Origin of the sequence: Mycolicibacterium tusciae (genome assembly GCF_002086795.1) — a bacterium.
GTDB lineage: Bacteria > Actinomycetota > Actinomycetes > Mycobacteriales > Mycobacteriaceae > Mycobacterium > Mycobacterium tusciae.
In genome coordinates this window covers 122,033-140,694 of the sequence record NZ_MVIM01000011.1, presented here as the reverse complement: position 1 = coordinate 140,694, position 18,662 = coordinate 122,033, and the positions used below count along the sequence as shown (strand labels likewise).

Annotated in this window: 21 protein-coding genes, 1 tRNA gene and 1 pseudogene; 13 read left to right on the top strand and 10 right to left on the bottom strand. The window is 64.7% G+C overall.

Annotation, left to right across the window (positions count from 1 at the left end):
• The first annotated feature begins 120 nt into the window (after nt 1–120).
• Entirely contained in the window at nt 121–525 is a 405-nt protein-coding gene (locus BST47_RS20180) for an HIT family protein (RefSeq protein ID WP_083127463.1), read from the top strand.
• 3 nt (nt 526–528) lie between these two features.
• Here the strand turns inward: BST47_RS20180 and BST47_RS20175 are convergent, their stop codons facing one another.
• Together BST47_RS20175 and BST47_RS20170 are read right to left on the bottom strand one after the other, a co-directional pair.
• Nucleotides 529–1,962 carry a sensor histidine kinase gene (locus BST47_RS20175; protein WP_083127409.1) on the bottom strand — a complete coding sequence of 478 codons (1,434 nt, stop codon included), beginning with the start codon at nt 1,960–1,962 and terminating at the stop codon, nt 529–531.
• Between the two features lie 11 nt (nt 1,963–1,973).
• Nucleotides 1,974–2,696, bottom strand: coding sequence for a response regulator transcription factor (locus tag BST47_RS20170; protein WP_083127408.1), 723 nt, complete (start codon nt 2,694–2,696; stop codon nt 1,974–1,976).
• A 94-nt stretch (nt 2,697–2,790) separates the two neighbouring features.
• On the opposite strand from BST47_RS20170, the gene BST47_RS20165 reads away from it, so the two are divergent.
• Nucleotides 2,791–3,621 (top strand): hypothetical protein, encoded by an 831-nt coding sequence (locus BST47_RS20165; protein ID WP_083127407.1) that lies wholly within the window; start codon nt 2,791–2,793, stop codon nt 3,619–3,621.
• Nucleotides 3,622–3,623: 2 nt separating this feature from the next.
• Here the strand turns inward: BST47_RS20165 and BST47_RS20160 are convergent, their stop codons facing one another.
• Nucleotides 3,624–3,953: a hypothetical protein gene (locus tag BST47_RS20160; protein WP_083127406.1), complete on the bottom strand. Its 330-nt coding sequence runs from the start codon at nt 3,951–3,953 to the stop codon at nt 3,624–3,626.
• Between the two features lie 50 nt (nt 3,954–4,003).
• Between BST47_RS20160 and BST47_RS20155 the strand changes: the two genes are divergently transcribed.
• The 4 genes from BST47_RS20155 (at nt 4,004) to BST47_RS20140 (ending at nt 7,864) form a co-directional block, all read left to right on the top strand.
• Nucleotides 4,004–4,078: transfer RNA gene (locus tag BST47_RS20155), tRNA-Thr, on the top strand.
• Between the two features lie 48 nt (nt 4,079–4,126).
• Entirely contained in the window at nt 4,127–4,531 is a 405-nt protein-coding gene (locus BST47_RS20150; protein WP_083127405.1) for an HNH endonuclease, read from the top strand.
• A gap of 67 nt (nt 4,532–4,598) precedes the next feature.
• Nucleotides 4,599–5,330, top strand: coding sequence for an ABC transporter ATP-binding protein (locus tag BST47_RS20145; RefSeq protein WP_234809793.1), 732 nt, complete (start codon nt 4,599–4,601; stop codon nt 5,328–5,330).
• The gene (locus BST47_RS20140) at nt 5,327–7,864 is read left to right on the top strand and encodes an ABC transporter permease (protein ID WP_083127404.1); all 2,538 of its coding nucleotides are present in this window, start codon (nt 5,327–5,329) and stop codon (nt 7,862–7,864) included. The genes BST47_RS20145 and BST47_RS20140 overlap by 4 nt, the downstream gene beginning before the upstream one ends.
• A 15-nt stretch (nt 7,865–7,879) precedes the next feature.
• Here the strand turns inward: BST47_RS20140 and BST47_RS20135 are convergent, their stop codons facing one another.
• From BST47_RS20135 to BST47_RS31225, 4 genes are all read right to left on the bottom strand, one after another.
• A complete protein-coding gene (locus BST47_RS20135; RefSeq protein ID WP_083127403.1) occupies nt 7,880–9,187 on the bottom strand; it encodes an acyltransferase in 1,308 nt (435 codons plus the stop codon).
• Nucleotides 9,188–9,205: 18 nt separating this feature from the next.
• The gene (locus BST47_RS20130; RefSeq protein ID WP_234809792.1) at nt 9,206–10,528 is read right to left on the bottom strand and encodes a cytochrome P450; all 1,323 of its coding nucleotides are present in this window, start codon (nt 10,526–10,528) and stop codon (nt 9,206–9,208) included.
• Between the two features lie 82 nt (nt 10,529–10,610).
• Nucleotides 10,611–10,814 (bottom strand): cupin domain-containing protein, encoded by a 204-nt coding sequence (locus tag BST47_RS31230; protein ID WP_234809791.1) that lies wholly within the window; start codon nt 10,812–10,814, stop codon nt 10,611–10,613.
• A gap of 70 nt (nt 10,815–10,884) precedes the next feature.
• Nucleotides 10,885–11,073: a cupin domain-containing protein gene (locus tag BST47_RS31225; protein WP_234809790.1), complete on the bottom strand. Its 189-nt coding sequence runs from the start codon at nt 11,071–11,073 to the stop codon at nt 10,885–10,887.
• 218 nt (nt 11,074–11,291) lie between these two features.
• On the opposite strand from BST47_RS31225, the gene BST47_RS20120 reads away from it, so the two are divergent.
• Nucleotides 11,292–11,729 carry a hypothetical protein gene (locus tag BST47_RS20120; RefSeq protein WP_234809789.1) on the top strand — a complete coding sequence of 146 codons (438 nt, stop codon included), beginning with the start codon at nt 11,292–11,294 and terminating at the stop codon, nt 11,727–11,729.
• On the opposite strand, the gene BST47_RS20115 is transcribed toward BST47_RS20120, so the two are convergent.
• The gene (locus BST47_RS20115; RefSeq protein ID WP_107529027.1) at nt 11,726–11,992 is read right to left on the bottom strand and encodes a hypothetical protein; all 267 of its coding nucleotides are present in this window, start codon (nt 11,990–11,992) and stop codon (nt 11,726–11,728) included. The two genes, BST47_RS20120 and BST47_RS20115, sit on opposite strands and share 4 nt — an antisense overlap.
• Nucleotides 11,993–12,041: 49 nt before the next feature.
• Here BST47_RS20115 and BST47_RS20110 point away from each other — a divergent pair, with 49 nt between their 5' ends.
• From BST47_RS20110 to BST47_RS20095, 4 genes are all read left to right on the top strand, one after another.
• Nucleotides 12,042–12,386 (top strand): hypothetical protein, encoded by a 345-nt coding sequence (locus tag BST47_RS20110; RefSeq protein WP_083127402.1) that lies wholly within the window; start codon nt 12,042–12,044, stop codon nt 12,384–12,386.
• 423 nt (nt 12,387–12,809) lie between these two features.
• Nucleotides 12,810–13,628: an MlaE family ABC transporter permease gene (locus BST47_RS20105; RefSeq protein WP_083127401.1), complete on the top strand. Its 819-nt coding sequence runs from the start codon at nt 12,810–12,812 to the stop codon at nt 13,626–13,628.
• 11 nt (nt 13,629–13,639) lie between these two features.
• A complete protein-coding gene (locus tag BST47_RS20100; RefSeq protein WP_107529026.1) occupies nt 13,640–14,485 on the top strand; it encodes an MlaE family ABC transporter permease in 846 nt (281 codons plus the stop codon).
• 5 nt (nt 14,486–14,490) lie between these two features.
• Complete coding sequence (locus BST47_RS20095) at nt 14,491–15,312, top strand: lysophospholipid acyltransferase family protein (RefSeq protein WP_107529031.1); 822 nt, start codon at nt 14,491–14,493, stop codon at nt 15,310–15,312.
• Between the two features lie 60 nt (nt 15,313–15,372).
• Here BST47_RS20095 and BST47_RS20090 read toward each other — a convergent pair.
• Both BST47_RS20090 and BST47_RS20085 read right to left on the bottom strand, forming a co-directional pair.
• A pseudogene (locus BST47_RS20090) lies at nt 15,373–15,644 on the bottom strand (TetR family transcriptional regulator); the annotation flags it as partial.
• Nucleotides 15,645–15,661: 17 nt separating this feature from the next.
• Complete coding sequence (locus tag BST47_RS20085) at nt 15,662–16,546, bottom strand: NAD(P)-dependent oxidoreductase (RefSeq protein ID WP_083127399.1); 885 nt, start codon at nt 16,544–16,546, stop codon at nt 15,662–15,664.
• Between the two features lie 96 nt (nt 16,547–16,642).
• On the opposite strand from BST47_RS20085, the gene BST47_RS20080 reads away from it, so the two are divergent.
• The gene (locus BST47_RS20080) at nt 16,643–17,317 is read left to right on the top strand and encodes an Abi-alpha family protein (protein ID WP_234809788.1); all 675 of its coding nucleotides are present in this window, start codon (nt 16,643–16,645) and stop codon (nt 17,315–17,317) included.
• Nucleotides 17,318–17,334: 17 nt separating this feature from the next.
• Nucleotides 17,335–18,576, top strand: coding sequence for a DUF445 domain-containing protein (locus BST47_RS20075; RefSeq protein WP_207568647.1), 1,242 nt, complete (start codon nt 17,335–17,337; stop codon nt 18,574–18,576).
• Nucleotides 18,577–18,662: the final 86 nt, after the last annotated feature.

The window sequence follows — 18,662 nt, the reverse complement described above, 5'->3', positions numbered from 1 at the left end:
GCCATTTCGTTCTCCGCGCCGGCCTGTGGATGAATTGCCGATTGGGGATAACTGGGGGGACGACACTGCCGACGCCACCCCCGTCGAGCCCGGGGGCCGCCCCCTGGAATGCTGTCGGACATGGCGAGTGTGTTCACCAAGATCATCAACGGAGAGCTACCCGGTCGATTCGTCTACGAGGACGACGACATCGTCGCATTCCTGACGATTGCGCCCATCACCGTCGGCCACACGCTGGTGGTGCCGCGCGCCGAGATCGACAACTGGCAGGACGTCGAGCCCGAAGTGTTCGCCCGTGTGATGGAGGTGTCGCAGCTGATCGGCAAGGCCGTGGTCAAGGCCTTTCCCGCTGAACGTGCGGGCGTGATCATCGCCGGCCTGGAGGTGCCGCATCTGCACGTTCACGTCTTCCCCACGAACAACCTCGCGGACTTCGGTTTCGCGAACGCCGACCAGAACCCTTCGGCGCAGTCCCTCGACGACGCTCAGGCCAAGATCAAGGCCGCACTGGCCGAATTGCGCTGACGCTCAACCGACATGGGCGGGCACGTCGGCGATCCGCGGTAGCTCGACCCTGAACCGGCAGCCCTTTCCCGGCGCGGTGGAGACGCTGACCGTGCCGCCGTGCGCGTACACCAGCGAGTCGACGATCGAGAGCCCGAGCCCGGTGCCGCCGCTGGCCCGCGCGCGAGAGGAGTCGGCGCGGTAGAACCGCTCGAAGACGCGGTGCGCATCCTCCACGCTCATCCCCGGACCCTTGTCGCACACCTCGATCACCGCGGTGTCGTCGTCCGTCCCCACCCGCACCGTGACGTCGGCGGTGTCGGGGGTGTGCTGCAGCGCATTGGTCATCAGGTTGGAGAGCACCTGCCGCAGCCGCGGCTCGTCACCGAGCACCTCGGGAGTTCCCGGCCCGTCGAACACCTCCATGGTGATGGTGCGTTTCGGCGAAATCGAGCGCGCATCGTGCACGGCATCGCTGGCCAGCACGAGCAGGTCGACCCTGCGCCGATCCAGCGGGCGCTGCGCATCGAGCCTCGCGAGCAGCAGCAGATCCTCGACCAGCAGACCCATCCGGCTCGATTCGCTTTCGATCCGGCTCATCAGCATCTCGACGTCGTTGGCTGCGCCCTGCCGGTACAACTCGGCGAAACCCCGGATGGTGGTCAACGGGGTGCGCAGCTCATGGCTGGCGTCGGTGATGAACCGTCGCATTCGCTCCTCCGACCCGCGCGCCTTCTCCGCGGACGACTCCGATGCCGCCATCGCACTTTGTATCTGAGCGAGCATCCCGTTGAGCGCCAACGACAATCGGCCGACCTCGGTGCGGGGGTCACGTTCGGGAACCCGGCGGTCGAGCTGACCCGCCGCAATCGCCGCGGCGGTCCGTTCGACTTCTGAGAGCGGGCGCAGGCTTCGGTGCACGACGGCATAGCTGGCCACCCCGAGCACCAACAGCACCGCCAGGCCGATGCCGAGTTGCGCGTACGTCAGGGCCCGCACCGTCGTCTGCACGTCGGACAGGTCGATCGCCACGGTGGTGAGCTCTCCCTGCGGCCCGCGCACCGTCATCGCGCGCCATTCGACGCCGGAGTCGCCGACCGAGCCGATGGTGACCGGGACCGGCCCGACGTCGTTGTCGTCAGGGAGCGCCGGTTCGGCGTCGCGATCGTTGACCGCCATCCAGATGTTTCCGTCGGGACCGATACCGCGGACGTAGAAGTTCGACGGCGGCCGCGCGGGATTGGGTCCCTCCATGGGCAGCGCGGGCAGGTGCCGGGGAGCTTGCGCCCAGCTGCGGGAAGCGTCGAGCAATTCCTGGTCGACGCGGTTGCTCAGCGTGTGGCGCAGGATCGAGGTGACCGCGACGTCGGCGGCGAGCAAACCGCATGCCACCAGCACCAGAGTGGCGGCCACGAGCCCGACCCGCAGCGGGATGCCTCGTCCGCTCAGTGCGCCCACACTGCCATTGTTCAGCGGGGCTCTCTCAACACGTAGCCGACACCGCGCAGCGTGTGCAGCAGGCGTTGTTCGCCGGTGTCGATCTTGCGGCGAAGATACGAGACGTAGGACTCGACGACGTTCACGTCCCCGCCGAAGTCGTAACGCCACACGTGGTCGAGGATCTTCGGCTTCGACAGCACGGTGCCCGCGTTGATGATGAAGTACCGCAGCAGAGTGAACTCGGTCGGCGACAGCGCGACCGGCTCGCCGGCCTTCCACACCTCGTGGGTGTCCTCGTCGAGTTCGATGTCGGCGAAGGTCAGCCGGGAGCTGCGAGCCTCCTCGACCGCGCCGCGGCCCGAGCGCCGCAGAATGACCCGCAGGCGGGCGACAACCTCTTCGAGGCTGAACGGCTTGGTCACGTAGTCGTCGCCGCCGAGCGTGAGGCCGGCGATCTTGTCCTGCAGCGAGTCGCGCGCCGTGAGGAACAGGGCCGGGGCGTCGATACCGTCGGCGCGCAGTCGGCGCAGCACGCCGAACCCGTCCATCCCGGGCATCATGACGTCGAGGATCACCGCGTCCGGCTTTACTTCCCGGGCCTTGTCCAGGGCGGCGGAGCCGTTGGACGCCGTGTAGACCTCGAATCCCTGGAACTTCAGACTGACCGACAGAAGCTCCACGATGTTCATCTCGTCGTCGACGACGAGGACCCTGGCTTCTGGGGCTTTTTCGGGTGCAGCAGGCATCGCCATCTCGCTACTGTCCACCTATTGCCTTGTAATGATCCTGCCCGATAGCTGTGTACTTCCTGTGAGTTTATGCTTGCGCGGTCCCTAGACTGGGGAAATGAACCTGGGCAAAGCCGTAACCGACCTGGCCACAGCGCCGGTCCGGGTCGGACTCGCAATGGCGGATACAGGGCTTTCGATGGCCAGCGGCGCGCTCGGCATCGCACAGCGGACCCTCGGTGAGACGAGCGCGGACGCCGGCGGTTCGGCATCGTTCGCCCACCTGCTGGGCCTCGACGACGCCGTCGAACGCGCAAACCGGCTGGCCAGGCTCATGGACGACGACGCCCCCCTGGGCCGGGCACTGGCGCCCAACGGCCCGCTCGACCGGCTGCTTCGACCGGGCGGGGTGGTGGATCAGGTGACCGCCGAAGGCGGACTGCTTGACCGCCTGACCGCGGAGAACGGTGCGGTCGCCCGCGCACTGGCACCGGGCGGCATCGTCGACCAGGTGACCGCCGAGGGTGGGCTGCTGGACCGGATGACCACCGACGACGGCGCGATATCACGGGTCATCGCCCCTGGCGGGCTCGCCGATCAGCTGCTGGCCAACGACGGCTTGATCGAGCGGGTGCTGCGCGAGGATGGAGTGGCCGACAAGCTGCTGGCCGAGGGCGGGTTGCTCGACACCCTGACTGACGAGAACGGGCCGCTGCTGAAGCTGGCCACCGTCGCCGACACGCTGAACCGGTTGGCGCCCGGGCTGGAGGCGCTGGCGCCGACGATCGATGCGCTGCACGACGCCGTCATCACCCTGAGTCAGGTGGTCAACCCGCTGAGCAACATCGCTGACCGAATTCCCCTGCCGGGCCGACGGCCCAGAGCACGCGCCAGGGCTGAAGCATCGAGGACCGTGACATCGCAACGGGTCATCGACGTCGACGAGTGACGTCAGCTGTCGCGTTCGACCTTGTCGACCAAGTTGGCGATGCTGTCCGGCGGCGGAGGTTGACCCTGCGGCTGCCACTCCTGAAGCAGCAGAACCGCGGCACCGCGCAGCATCCGCAGGTAGTCATCGACGTGGCCGGACGCCTTGTACGACTCGATTCGGCGGGCGACGTTCGGCACGAGCGGATCGAGCGCAGTGGCGACTGACAGGCCCATGCTGGCCTCGGTGCTGGCGCTCTGGTCGAGCAACGTCAGCAGTCGCTCGACGTCGGGCCGCTTCAATCCCGGGTAAACATGCGGCAAGTCCTCGAGCAGGTCGTCTTTGACACTCACACCGCAGCTAGTTCCCCGAAAGGGTGACCCGATAAACTCCTAGCCCACAGGCCTCCTTAGCTCAGTGGTAGAGCGTTCGCCTTGTAAGCGGAATGTCATCGGTTCAATCCCGATAGGAGGCTCCACGTTCCGGCGCCCGCCTGATTGTCGGTGGCCCGTCGTAGCTTCCGAGCATGAGACAGTGTCGCAATTGCGCCTGTGCGCTCACGAGGCGCAGTCAGAAGGTCTACTGCGGTAACGCATGTCAGCAGGCGTTCCGGCGCAAGTCGAGTCTGGAACGTTGGCTCGAATGCGGCGAGGCGCGGGTAGGCACCACCCGTGGCCATTACATCCGTGAATATCTGGCCGATGCCCAGTCGCGATGTTGCGCGATCTGCGGTGCACCGAGCATGTGGCTGGACCTGCCCCTCGCTTTGGTGATGGACCACATCGACGGAGATCCGACCAACAATCGACGGGAGAACCTGCGGCTGATCTGCCCGAACTGCGACTCGCAGCTCGCGACGTACAAGAGCCGCAACCGTGGGAAAGGACGCCATTTTCGCCGGCAGCGGTATGCCGGCGGGCAGTCCTACTAAGTAGTTCCGTCCGAGTCACCGGTGCCATTGCAGTGGTCGGCTACTGCCCTAGGCGCAACCTGCACGCGTGACGATCAATAGCGTGACACCCGTACTGCGCCTCAGAGGCGTCAGCAAGACGTACCGCCGGGGCGACGAGCAGGTGAAGGTCCTCTCTGACCTCGACTTCGCCTTGAATGCAGGCGAATTCGTCGTCGTGACCGGACCGTCGGGAGCCGGCAAATCGACCTTCCTCCACATTGCCGGCGGGTTGGACGCACCCGACACCGGCTCGGTGGAGGTGGCCGGCCAGGACGTGTGGTCCATGAGATCGGGCGCACGCGCGGCGTTCCGGCGGCGCAACCTCGGATTCGTGTTCCAGTTCTTCAACCTGGTGCCGATGCTGACCGCGGTGGAGAACGTGTCGTTGCCGCTGGTTCTCGACGGCATGCGGGCCCGGGTGGCGGATGCCCGCGCCGAGGAGGTACTGGCACGAGTCGGACTCGGCGACCGCGTGCAGCACCGGCCCGCCGAACTGTCGGGTGGGCAAATGCAGCGAGTCGCGGTGGCGCGCGCCCTGGTGGCGCGGCCTTCGCTCGTGCTCGCCGACGAGCCGACCGGAAATCTCGACAGCCATTCCTCGACCGAGGTGTTGGATCTCCTGCGCTCGCTGTCGGACGAAGACGGCGCGGCGGTCGTCATGGTCACCCACGACCAGACCGCAGCGAACTACGGCACCCGGGAGTTGCACCTTGTCGACGGGCGTTCGTGCGCAGCGGAAATCGGCACGCCTTTCGCCGCACCCCTCGGTGAGCGATGACGTCGTTTCGGCGCATCCACCTCGCCGCGTTGATCGCCGACTGGCGGCGGACGCTGCTCAGCATCATCGGTGTCGCGGTGGGCGTGACGGTGGTACTCGCGACGTTGATCCTCAAATTCGAACTCGCCCGGCCATTCGACGCGTTCGGCCCTTCGCTCACCCATGCCGCCGAAAAAGGGGTGGTCCAGGTGACGCCGACCATCAGCGGCCGGTTGCCGATCGAGGCGGTCGACCGCCTGCGTGCCGAGGTCGCTGGCGCAGAGGCGGTCATCCCGGTAGTCGCCGGATTGACGCCCGTCGACGTTTCCGGCGAATCTCACGGGTTCTTCCTGCTCGGCGGTTCGTGCCAGATCGAGCTGCTGGTCGGCTCATTCGACTGCGAGCGGCGCGCCCAGGACACCGAGCCTGCGCCCGGTCCCGGTGTGCCGCTGCAGATTCCAGCCGTCATCGCCGAACGGCATGGCCTCCAGCTGGGTGACGAGTTGCGCATCCCGGGTCTGCCGCCAGGTTCTGCGCACCTGGGGTGGACCTTTCAGGAGTTCGACCGCGTCGAGGGCATCAACAACGGCTACGTGCTCTTGGCCCCATCCACGGACATCGCCGCGAACCTCCTCGGCTCGCCCGGTTATGCCACCGTGGCGTTCGTCCTTCCAAGACAGGGCGCTGTCGTCACGGTCGACGTCGACCGCGTCATTGCCGGTATTGCCACGGCGGGCCCGCCGCAGCCACGTCAACCGGCGGTGTTCGAGAACGCAACGCAGAGCTTCAACCTGAATGTGCTGGCCGGCATCTTGATCGGCATCCTCATATCCGTGAATACCATCCTGCTGGCCGTGGAGGACCGGCGAGCAGTGATGGGAACCATCGGGGCGGTTGGAGCCAAGCCGATCCGCTTGTTCGTCGGAATGCTCGGCGAGGGCGCCGTCGTGGGTGTCCTCGGCGGGCTGGCCGGTGTGCCGAGCGGATTCCTGCTCGGGAAGTATCTGGTGGACCGGTTCGGTCAATCCATGCTGGCAGGCTCTGGCGGCGCGATTACCACCCATTTCACGCCGAATCTGATCCTGATCGCCGCGGCCGCAGGCACAGTCTCCGGAATCCTCGCGATGATCGGGCCCGCCGTCAGGTTGATGCGCGAAGGCCCGCTGGCCTCGATGACCAGCATCGGCGGGATGCACCGCGCCAGAAGGATCCCGTTGTGGCCGTTGATCATCGGCTCATGTCTGCTGGCCGGCTCCGTCGTCGTGATGAGGATCTTCGAACACGGGTCGCTGCCGCTGAACGCGGGCATCAACGGCCTTACGGTGGGATTGTGCGGGGTGGTGTTGGTGACCGCGTGGTTGGCTCCGCGCGGCGCTCGGCTGGCGATCGGGGTGCTTACGATCGCGCGTCCGGCCATCGGTCGTCCGCTTGGTGCCGATTTTCGGCGCTACACGCTGCTGTTCGCGCTCTCAGCCGCGCTACTCACCCAGGGCGCCAGCTCGGCCATCAGCTCACACAGCATGCAACAGCTCGGCGCGAAGCAGATCGGTGAGGAGAAGGCCGACCGACTACCTGCCTCGCTGTTGATCGCGGCCCAGTCGGTGGTCGATCAGCGGGACAGCCAGATCGCTGACGGCACATTCGAATTGGTAACCGGCGCGGCAGACGGCCGAAGCGTCTCGTCGCGCTGGCGATCGACGATCGGGTCTGGGACCTTGTCACGCCAAGTCGCCGGCGTAACCCCGGGCGATTGGTACAGCCGGGCGCTCTATGAACCGACGAACGCTGCTGCCACGTTCTGGCAGGGGTTGCGGGACGGGGAGGTGGGCTTGAGCGAAATCGCCGCCAGCCGCCTCGGCGCTACCACAGGCGACACCGTCGAATTGCCTACCGTCCTCGGGCCAAAGAGGTACCGGGTCGCTGGAATCTTCCATCCGCAGATGGTCAATGACGCCGCTGTGGGCGACATCGTGCTGGTCTCCGAAGGATTGGCGCGATCCGATTGGGCTGCCGTACGCGACCAGGTCGCGGTGGATTATCCGTCGGCCACCGATGCGACCACCCACCGCGGCGAATTCCTCGACCTCGGTGCCGGATTGCGGGTGTACGACAATGAGCAGTGGCGATCGATGGCGACCAGCGGGATCAGTCGATTCCTTGAGCCCTTCACTATCGCGGGTTATGTGGTGATGGCCGCGGCCGGCTTGAGCGTGCTCAATGTGTTCGTGTTGGGACTCGTGCAGCGCAAGCGTGAGCGAGCCGCGTTGCGGGCGATCGGAATGACGGCTGGGCAGGAACAGGCCGTCATCGTAGCCAACGCAGGTCTTCTCGGCGTAATGGTCGCCGGACTCGCCACGCTCGCGGGTGCGGGCCTCACCTATCTCTGGTCACTGGGCTCACCGGTGTTCTACGGCATCAAGATCGAATGGGGTGTGTTGCCCGTGGCCTTGCGGACCGGGGTGGCAGCGGTATTCATTCTCGTCCTCGCAGCTGCGGTGTATCCCGTCATCCACGCGCGGCGACTGGAGACGGTCGCGGTGCTGCGAAGCAGTTGACCCCGGCGCTAAACGCTAGTCGTGAACCCGATGGCGCAGTCGCGGAGTGTCATCGTCCGCGCTCTGAAACCTGTGCAGGTATTCCCGAATCACGGAGCTGGACATAGCCTGGAACTCCCTGGGCGATAACGTCATTTGAAATACCAACCCGCGACCGTAAGGACCCTCTATCAGCGAACCGTATCCAGCAACGGGTACTTTCATCACGATCATGCAGCAGGTGGCGGAAGTGTCCTCGAAGTCGATACGGTTCACGCCGAAGCCGGTCACGTTCGTGATGAGTGGATTCCATCGGACCGGGTTGAAACCGACGGCCACACAGCGAGCGCCCCGCCATCTGCCGGCGGTGTCCAGGAACTCTTGGTTGACGCGCAAGTCACAGTGTTCGTCGGCGAAGTGGTCGACGTCGTGGCGGATGTGTTCGGCTATCGAACGTGCCGTCTCTCCGCGCCGTATGTCGATGTTCAACGCCGAGAGGATGTTTCCGACGAGCATCGGGTCCAGGCCACACCGATTCCGCGCGTTCACCGAGAGTGCGAGGGTGCGACGATCCACCGCGGGGTCAGCGGTCATCAACGCCTCGCAAACATGTCCGCACACAACGTCGTTCACAGACAGTCGCATCCGCTTTTCATAGGCCTCGCGCATACGGGCGACTTCGCGGTCGCCGAAGTACAGACTCAGTGTCCGCTGCTTGCGCCCACCCTTCGCCAGGTACACCAGGCTGCGGGCGGTCTCGGCGAGTCCGAGGCAACGCACCCCCGGCTTCCGAGCGCCGTCGGGGGGTAGATGCTCGTCGAGGTAGGCAACGCGGTCTTCGACGATCACCGGCTCAGGAAGCGGCCTGCCGGCAGCGGCCGCCGACCATGCGTCCATGAAGAGCATCAACGTCTGCATGTCGCCGATCGCGTGATGGAACGACACACCGATCGCCGTAGCATCATCTGCCAGATGGGTGACACACACCTTGCACAGTGGTCCGAATCCCCACCGCGACGTGGCGCCGTTCACCCGGTCGACCAGCCACTCGCCGCTGTCTTCCATTACCGACTGGATCGCCTGTTGTAGCGTGCGATCGGACGACGCAGTAGTGAAGGGCACCCCCCGCCCCCGGCATCGGATTCGTAAAGTACCGCCGGCCAGAGTCATTCGCCCCGCGAACATCGGAAGCTGCGTGAGCGCCTCCGCAAACGCATCGCCGAGTGCCTTCGTGTCCAGACGGCGTTCGAAGAAGAAGACAAGATGATTCGCCACGTTCGAGAGAACAACGTCAACAACGGTGCAGCGAATGTCGAGTGGTCGCGCATTCGATGGACTGATCATTCGGGTCGGCACAGTGGACTACTTTCGGCGGGTGACAACGACGCGCCCACCGCGTTTCGGGGCATACGTGACACCCCGAAAGTACGGCTTCTCGTCGGCGGCGGAGTCGGTGTGGATCTGGAAATTCTGGAGCACAGTCCGCAGCACGAAATCGATTTCGTTCACTGCGAAATCAGCGCCCATGCACCGGCGTGCTCCGCTTCCGAACGCCAGCCATCCTGGTGCCGGCTGTTTGGTGTCTCGGAAGCGGTTCGGATCGAATCTCTCGGGGCGACAAAATATCTCCGAACTCTCGTGTAAATCGGCGAGGCTGACAAACACGTTGTGCCCCTGTGGAATCCGCCACGTACCAAGATCGAAGTACGGTGCACTGACCCGGCGGCCCGGTAGGTCGATCACCGGCCGCACTCGCAACACCTCCAATATCGTGGCTCGGCGGAACTCACTGCGCCCCTCGTCGACTTCTCTGACCAGGTCGGCCAGCACGTGGGGGTGGCGCCGCAACCGCTCGAACGCCCAACTCAGGGCTGCTGTGGTGGTCTCGTGACCGGCACCGATCAGCGTCACCAGTTCGTCGCAGATGTCTTGACGAGACAGCCCTGCTCCGTCGGCAGTCCTGCTTCGCAGCAATTGCGCCAGCAGGTCCGTCCGCTCGCCAAGTCCGGGATCCGCCTCGGCTCTTGCGATCAACGCGAGTAGGACTCGGTCGAACGCTCTTCGGACCGTGTCCATCCTCCCCCACGGAGTACACCGCCGGTTCCGCAGTTTTGGCACCGGCATGAACTTCACCATCGCCGATCCGAATTTCGCATAACGCGGCACAACCTCACGAAGGTCGTCGAGTTCGGCTCCTTCGGCACCGAAGATGGTCCGCAAGATCACGTTCAAGGTGATCCTGTTCATCGGTTCGAATACGCGGAACTCCTTGTTCTCCGGCCAGTTCGCGCATTCGCGCAAGACCTCGTCGACGATGATCGCCTCGTGATGTCGGAGGCTCCGACCGTGGAGGGCCGGCCCGATGAGTCGTCGCCGATCGTGGTGCCGAACGCCGTCAAGAGCGAATATCGATCCGGGTCCGAAGAACATGCTCAGATTCGGCTGATAGTTGGTCAGCTGCTCAGCGCTCGCGGTGAATACCGCCCTGACCAGAGCCGGGTCGGAAACCGCGACGCACCGGCCGAAGAACGGGACGTTGAATTCGAAGATGCGACCGTATCGCTTGATCCATTTCCGCATCGAATCGCGGCGGGACACAGTCAAGCCGACACCCTGCACCAGCTTGGGCAGGCGCACCGACGGCGGGGCCAACAGGTTCGACGTCGCTTCGCACTGATCGACCACGGCTGCAATCGTCGCGCTCGTGCGATGCCGCGATCTCGGTAGTGCACTACTGCAATCTCGCCCTGTCGCGGCGGTGCAGTACTTAGGGCGATCGCAGGATGACGATCGAGTTGTCGATTTTCTTGAACGAATTGAATGTCTCTGCGGGAGCGGCGTAGACAGCGGACAGCAGCCGCGGTGGAAGCCTGCTCATGGACTCCCCGATAGCGATGTTGTCCTTGTCTTCGGGCGCACTGGTGTTCTGGATGATGATGATCGTCAGATCGTCGGTACCGCGGTTCTCCAAGTAGTGGAACGACCCCTCGGGCGCGAAAACGAGGTTGAGTGCGGCTCCCGAATTCCACCCGGCTCCAACGTCAGGAGCAGCAGGCTGGCTTCCTGCCCTTGAGGATCGGAAAGTTGTCCTCGTTGGCCTGCTGGAACCAGCCACCGTCGCGCGTGCTGCGCGGTTGCTCACCGAGTCGGAACAGGTGTGACTGCGAGGTGATCGTCTCTGCGGGTATTCGTGGGTCACCGGAACGCGCGGCATCATCCGAAATGGTCATCGGAGTTTCCTTCTCACTATTTCCGGAACCGCTGGAAATGAGGCGGTCAACACCCACGCCGGTCGCGGCGCCAGCGACAGAAGTCCGCTGAGTATGCCGTTATTTCACTCGGCCCGACGCTTGCTGGGCCATCATTGTTGGGTTCGGTAGCCAACGTCGGGCTATGTACTTGGCAACACCGGCGACGCAACTCATGCGTGCCCCGACGAAGGAGAACGATGATCAACCGAATCGCGAAAATCGCGGTGGCGACCACCGGCCTGGCGCTGGCCGGATTGGGATTGGTGACGACCGCGTCCGCCCAGGGACCCAGCTACCAGGGCGGCAACTGTCCCCCGGGCCAGACATGCACCCACTGGCTACCCGGCCAGCCTCCGCCGCCGGGTGGTCAGGTACTGACGTGGGACTGGAACGTCCCGCACGACTGGTACTGGACCTCCGAGGGCATCGTGGACGTCACCACCAACACCATGTACCCGTGGTCGGGCTCACCGCATCCGGCTTCGCCGCCACCCGCTCCAGTCGGCGCGCCCCCGGCTCCGCTGCAACCGCCGCCGGGTATGCCCTTCTGCAGCCCGCGCGGATCGCTGATCATCATCCCGCCGATCTGCGACGAGATCGGCTATGACTGGCCGCCAGGCTCGCTGCGGCGCTAGTTCCTGACGGTCGGGCTGTGGCCCACAGTGACGCGGGGAGTCCTGCGCGGCTGTTGACTTTGCGCCATCGCGAAGCACACGCCGTAATGGCCACCCGTGCAGGTGATCCCGTTCATCGTCGGGGCGGGGCCACCGGATCTGTTCGTCGGGACGCCGTTGGCGTCGGTCGCCGGATATCCCGGAGTCGGCTCGGCGAGCGCGGCCGGGGCCGCGGCGATCAGGGCAGCACACAAACCACCCACGATCAACGCTGATGACCACATAACTGCAGGCTACGCCGATTTTGCACTCGGACGTTCGAAAGGAGCAGAGATGTACCGATATTCGCGGTTCGCAACGGCGGTCGCCGTATGCGCCGTCCTCGCGGCCGGAATGGGAACGGCAACCGCCCAGGGCGGTTACACGTGGTGCCCCGGCCAGCCGCTGCCGATGCACGGCCTGGGCTGGGACATGAACGTGTGCCACACCTTCGTCACCGTCCCGATGGGTAAGGGCAATGTCCCGATGTTCGATGTGAACGGCAACGCGATGGCCAGCTACCTATGGATGGATTCCCCACCACCGCCGATGGGTCCGCCTCCCCCGCCTGCTCCGCGGCCGGCGCACTGCCCGCCGTGGAACGTCATCATCGGGCCCTCGGAGTGCGGCGGGCTATAGAACGCCAGGGCCTGAATCGATGCAACCTTCGCCCTTCCGGCCTTACCTGTCCAACTGTTCAGATGATGTTGTAATGTGAACCCGCGGGCTGACCGCGAGCGAACGTCGATGCAGCACATCACGTAACGACCCGCTTTCCGAGCGATGGCCGACGCTTCGGTCGGCCCGCGTGGCGGACTCTGCAGCCATTGCGCGCCCGTTCTCCACTCCCACAACAAGAACGGTGATCGGTCCGGCGCTGACCCACTGTGTCCGGGCACCCGTTGCCTGCCGGCCACCCATCATCTGAGCGGAATAGGCACTGCGGCGCGTCCCTGAGGCCGAAAGACCCTTCTTGAAGGATGACCGGGCAGCGGACCGTGACTGCAAAGACGCAACATCGGGACTGCGAGCGGCGCGGTAGCCCCGAACCGAGGAGGGGTCATGGCTGCCGAGGCTCCCGCGCGTTCCTCCGGTGAGAGCGCTCGCCCGTCAGGTGCTCTGGCCTTGAGCCGACCGTTTCAGGGTGTCGGGGGCTTGTTCGTAATGTCGGCCGACGCGATGAAGTTCCTGTTTCGCCGCCCCTTTCAAGGTCGAGAGTTCGTGGAGCAATCCTGGTTCATCGTCCGCGTCTCACTCGTACCGACACTGCTTGTAGCGATCCCGTTCACGGTTCTGGTCAGCTTCACGTTGAACATTCTGCTGCGCGAACTCGGTGCGGCAGACCTCAGCGGTGCGGGTGCGGCGTTCGGCGCGGTCACGCAAATCGGTCCGCTGGTGACCGTGTTGATCGTGGCCGGTGCCGGTGCCACGTCGATGTGCGCCGATCTTGGCTCACGCACCATCCGCGACGAGATCGCCGCACTGGAGGTCTTGGGCATCAACCCCGTTCAGCGGTTGGTGACGCCGCGCATGCTCGCGTCGGCGTTGGTGGCTGTGTTGCTGAACGGACTTGTCTGCACCATCGGCATCGTCGGCGGCTACGTATTTTCGGTGTTCGTTCAGGACGTCAATCCCGGTGCGTTCGCATCCGGTATCACGGTGCTGACCGGCGTGCCCGAGCTGATCATCTCGGGCGTCAAGGCCGGATTGTTCGGCCTCATCGCTGGCCTGGTTGCGTGTTACCGAGGATTGACGATCGTCGGCGGCGGCGCGCAGGCCGTCGGCAACGCCGTGAACGAGACGGTCGTCTTTGCCTTCATGTCGCTGTTCGTGGTGAACGTCGTCGTCACTGCAATCGGCGTTCAGTTGACGGCCGGCTGAAGGGCGACGCCGTGACGCTACATGCCACCAACCTTCGAGTCAGGCGTGAACTCGAGCGTCCGGTCACCGTTCTGGTTCGCTTGGGCGACCAGGCAGTGTTTTTCGGCAAGGCGCTCGCGGGCATCCCGTTCGCGATGATCAACTACCGGCGTGACATTGTCCGCCAAATCGCCGTAATCAGCATGGGTGCGGGCACCTTGGCGATGATTGGTGGAACCGTCGCCATCGTGGGATTCCTGACCCTGGCGACCGGTGGGACGCTGGCCGTCCAAGGGCACAGCTCCCTGGGGGACATCGGCATCGAGGCGTTGACGGGTTTTCTGTCGGCGTTCATCAACGTCCGCATCTCGGCTCCGGTGGTCGCCGGAATCGGTCTGGCGGCCACCTTTGGCGCGGGCGTGACCGCTCAGTTGGGCGCCATGCGAATCAACGAGGAAATCGACGCGCTCGAAGCCATGGCCATCCGCCCGATCTCCTTCCTGGTCAGCACCAGAATCGTCGCCGGGATGATCGCCATCACACCGTTGTACGCCATCGCCATCATCCTGTCGTTCGTCGCGAGCCGCTTCACGACCGTGACAATCCTTGGGCAGTCGCCCGGTCTGTACGACCACTACTTCTCGACCTTCCTTAACCCTATGGACCTGTTGTGGTCCTTCGTCCAGGCCATTGCCATGGCCATCACCATCCTGTTGGTGCACACCTACTTTGGGTACCACGCGAGCGGTGGGCCGTCCGGTGTCGGTGTCGCGACGGGAAACGCGGTGCGCGCATCGCTCATCGCTGTGGTGTCGGTGACTTTGCTTGTCTCTCTGGCGATCTACGGATCAAGTGGCAACTTCAACCTCGCGGGCTGAGAATGATGCAGTGGGAACATCTGAGCGGCAACAAGTTTGACCAGCCGGAGATATTCAAGTGGGATCCGGCCTTTACCGAAATGGCAGCCAAGGCGGTGGCGCCGCTGATCAAGCTCTGGTTCCGGTCCGAAGTGCGGGGACTGGATGCCTTCCCGCGGACCGGGGGCGCGTTGATTGTGTGCAATCACTCCGGCGGTGTCCTTACGCCTGACGTCCTGGTATTCGCCCCAGACTTCTACGATCACTTTGGGTACGACCGCCCTCTCTACACGCTCGCCCACTATGGCGTGTTCATCACACCGCTGGCGGGATGGTTGGGCCGCGTTGGCGTCATCCACGCCAACCGGAAGAACGCTTCGCAAGCGCTGCACTCCGGTGCGGTCGTGCTGGTGTTCCCGGGCGGGGACTATGACTCCTTCCGGCCGACGTTCTCCCAGAATGTCATCGACTTCAACGGTCGAACCGGATACGTCAGGGCCGCGATCGAAGCCCAGGTGCCCATCGTGCCGATGGTGTCTATCGGGGGGCAGGAAACGCAACTGTTCTTGACCCGCGGCAATCGACTGGCTAAGAGCCTGGGCCTGAAGCGCATACGGATGGAAATACTTCCACTTGCGGTGGGTGTCCCGTTCGGCCTCACGAGCTTCTTCCCAGCCAATCTGCCACTGCCGTCTAAGATCGTGACCGAGGTGCTGGAGCCTCTCGACATCGTCGCCCGGTTCGGAGGCCAGCCAGAGATCGACGAAGTCGACTCATACGTGCGCTCCGTGATGCAGACCGCGCTGGACCGGCTAGCAGGCGAACGCAAACTCCCTGTTCTAGGCTGATCCTGCGAGAGCCACTTCAGTAACCTCGCGTACAAGCCTTACAGCCCAACCCAATTGGGCTCAGGCCAGCGGCGCCAGACCGGACCTCACGAAATCTACACACGTCTGCGTGATCTCGTTAAGATCCCCGGTGCAGCCATTGCGGCCCCAATTCTCCACCCTGTCACCAGCGCGGCGGCCAAGCCGGTGATCACCCATGCGAACGACGCCTGCACCACCCGCAGGTGCGCGGCGATACGCTCGGCGCTGATCAGCTACACTCGGGCGCTTGCCGCCTGACGGACCACCTCGACGTCATGCGGAAAGCTGGTGACCGCGGCCAGAACCGCGTCGACTGGCTGCACCCCGGTCACGGTGCTCGCGACTCGATGACGACACCGGCCGCGGCTTCGATCGGTTTGACGATTGACGTGAAATCGGATTCGGGTCCCTCCGAGGCCAGCGTGCTCTCCCACACCTGAGCGACGGCGGCGGCCATCGCAGTGGGCAGTCCGAGCGCCCTGGCCTCGTCGAGGTACAACCGCACATCCTTGACCATCAGGCCGGTCGCGAACCCGTAGTCGAAGGTGCGCGGCAGCACCGCTCGCGGGAACTTGTCGCGACTGGCGTGGGTTCCGCCCGATCCCGCGTTGAGCACGTCGATCATCACCTGGGCGTCCAGGCCGGCCTTGACGCCCATTGCCATGGCTTCCGCGGTGACCGCGAGCGAAGACGCGGCGATCAGGTTGTTGACGAGCTTCATCGTCTGCGCCGCACCGGGTTTCGTGCTGATGAAGGTGGTACGCCCGATTGCGTCGAAGGCCGGGACGCATGCGTCGAAGTCGGCGCGCGGCCCGGACACCATCACCGCAAGTGTGCCCGCCTCGGCACCGTGCACGCCTCCGCTGACGGGGCTGTCGAGCGCGGCGACGCGATATTCGGCCAGCAGTGCGCTATTGCGTTGCGCTGCCTGACTTCCCACCGTGGAGAAGTCGATGAAGCGACGGATGGCGGACCCGCGCGCGACGGCGTCGGCGACCTCGGCCGACGCGTGGGGCGTCGGCAGGCTGGCCATGACGGTGGCGACGCGGTCAGCGACGTCGGCCGCGGACTGGGCGGCTTGGGCGCCACGCGCCACAGCGTCGTCCACGGCGGAGGCGCGGGTGTCGAAGACGACGACGCGATGTCCGGCCGCCATCAGCCGGCAGACAATCGGAAGCCCCATGTTTCCCAGCCCGATGAACCCGATATCCATACCGGCTGCTAGCCCCGGCCCTTGTCGTACGTGTCCTGGTTCACGCTCAACCTCCCTTTTCGCCGATTCTTACAGTCGAGCCGTTACCGTTGCGCCGTGGGGAACTCGCAGGACCCGCTCGAACGCGTCGCCGGGCTCGCGACCGGCGCTGCGCGTTACTGGCTTCGCACGTCCATCCGAACGCAGGAATACCTGATGGGATGGCTCGACGACGACTCCGACAAATCCGCAGACCCGCCCGACCGGCCGACGCCGACCGCGCCCGACGCACCACCGGCCGACGGCCTCGGCTCGAAGATGCGGGACTTGCTCGACCGTGCACTCGACAACAGCACGAGTAGCAGCCAGGTCGAACTGTTTCACCACATCCTCGACCAGTTGGTCGCCGACGAAGCGCGCATCATCAGCGCGCTCTCCGACGGCTCGTCATCGCCGTTGGTGACGGTGCACGACTGGGCACGACGCGCCGTGCCCGGCCGCGCCGTCCTCGAGAACGCCTCGCTCATCGGTCGTACGGCCAATGTCGCGTTGCCCGCGATGGTCCCCACCTACGTCAGCCATCTGCTGTCGTTGGGGCTGGTCGAGATCGGCCCCGAGGATCCCGATCTGAAGGACGACTACGAGGTGCTGCTGGCGGAGACAGCGGTACTGGACGCAGTCAAGAGAGCCTCTCGCGGCCCGCTGGTCGCAAAGGTCGACAAGTTCACCCTGTCACTGTCCGGGCTCGGCAAGTCATTGTGGGAAGCGACGATGCAGCAGGGCGGCACGTGAGCGATCTCGTCGTCGCCATGCAGTCCTGGGCGGAGATCAAGAACGACTTCGGCGCCAATTGGCTGATCTACCTGTCGATGCCGCTCGTGGCCGCATTTGTCGGCTGGGGCACCAAAATTGTTGCGCTGGAGATGATCTACCGCCCACTGGAGTTCAAGGGCATCGGACCGATCGGATGGCAGGGCATTGTGCCGCGGCGCGCGGGCAAGGTCGGATCAAAGACCATCGAGTTGCTCACCACGAACCTGCTCAAGCCCGAAGAGCTGCTGGAGCGAATCGACGCCACGGAAGCGGTCGAGGCCTTGCGCGGCCCGTTGCTCGAGGCCATCGACGAGATCACCCGCGACCTCGCCGAGCAGATTCGCCCCGGCCTGTGGGACTCACTGCCCGAACCCGCCCGCAGGGCCATCCAGGATCGGATTCAGGCGCAGGCGCCCAAGGTCACCGAGAACATGCTCAACGAGATGAAGTCGGACCTGGTCCGTTACGTCGATCTGCAGTTTCTTGCGGTCACCACGCTGGTGCGCAACAAAGAGAAGCTCAACAAGCTGATGCGCGGTGTCAGCGACGACGCGATGGCGTTCGTCCGGCGCAGCGGGATCTATTTCGGCTTCGCCATCGGTCTGGTGCAGATGATCGCGTGGGCCCTGTTCAAGAACCCGTGGATCATGCCGGCGTTCGGTTTCGCCGTCGGCTTCCTGTCTGACTACATCGCGCTCAACATGTTGTTCCGGCCCGTGCACGAGAAGAAGTTCCTGGGCTTCATCCCGTTTCAGGGGATGCTGCACGCTCAGCGCGAGAAGATCACGCGCGACTACGCAAAGATCCTCGCCGACGATCTGTTCTCACCGGAGATTCTCTTCGACGGCATTCTCAAGGGTCCCGGCTCGGACAAGCTGTTCGCGCTCGCCGCCAAGGAGACCGAGGCGGCGATCGATGCACAGACGGGGATCGCGGGCCCGCTCGTTGTGCTCGCCGTCGGCACGAAACGCTATCGCGCCCTCAAGGACCGGGTGGTCGAGGTCGTGCTCGAGCGTCTCCCGTCGACACTGCTCGAAGCACAGGACTACGCGACGAGCGTGATAGACCTCGAGAACACCATCGTCGAGAAGATGGATCAGCTCACGAACGAAGAATACGAGTCGATCCTGCGACCGATCTTCAAGGACGACGAGCCTTTGATGATCACCGTCGGCGGTATCCTCGGCGGCGTGGTCGGCGAGTTGCAGGTACTCATCATCGAACAGTTCGGGCATTGATCCAGATCACATGAGCGCGTGCGTTTTACGTGTGCGCCGGAGGGGAACTCCGCGCTCGCGGAGCGCAACGTTGAGCCCCACCCCAG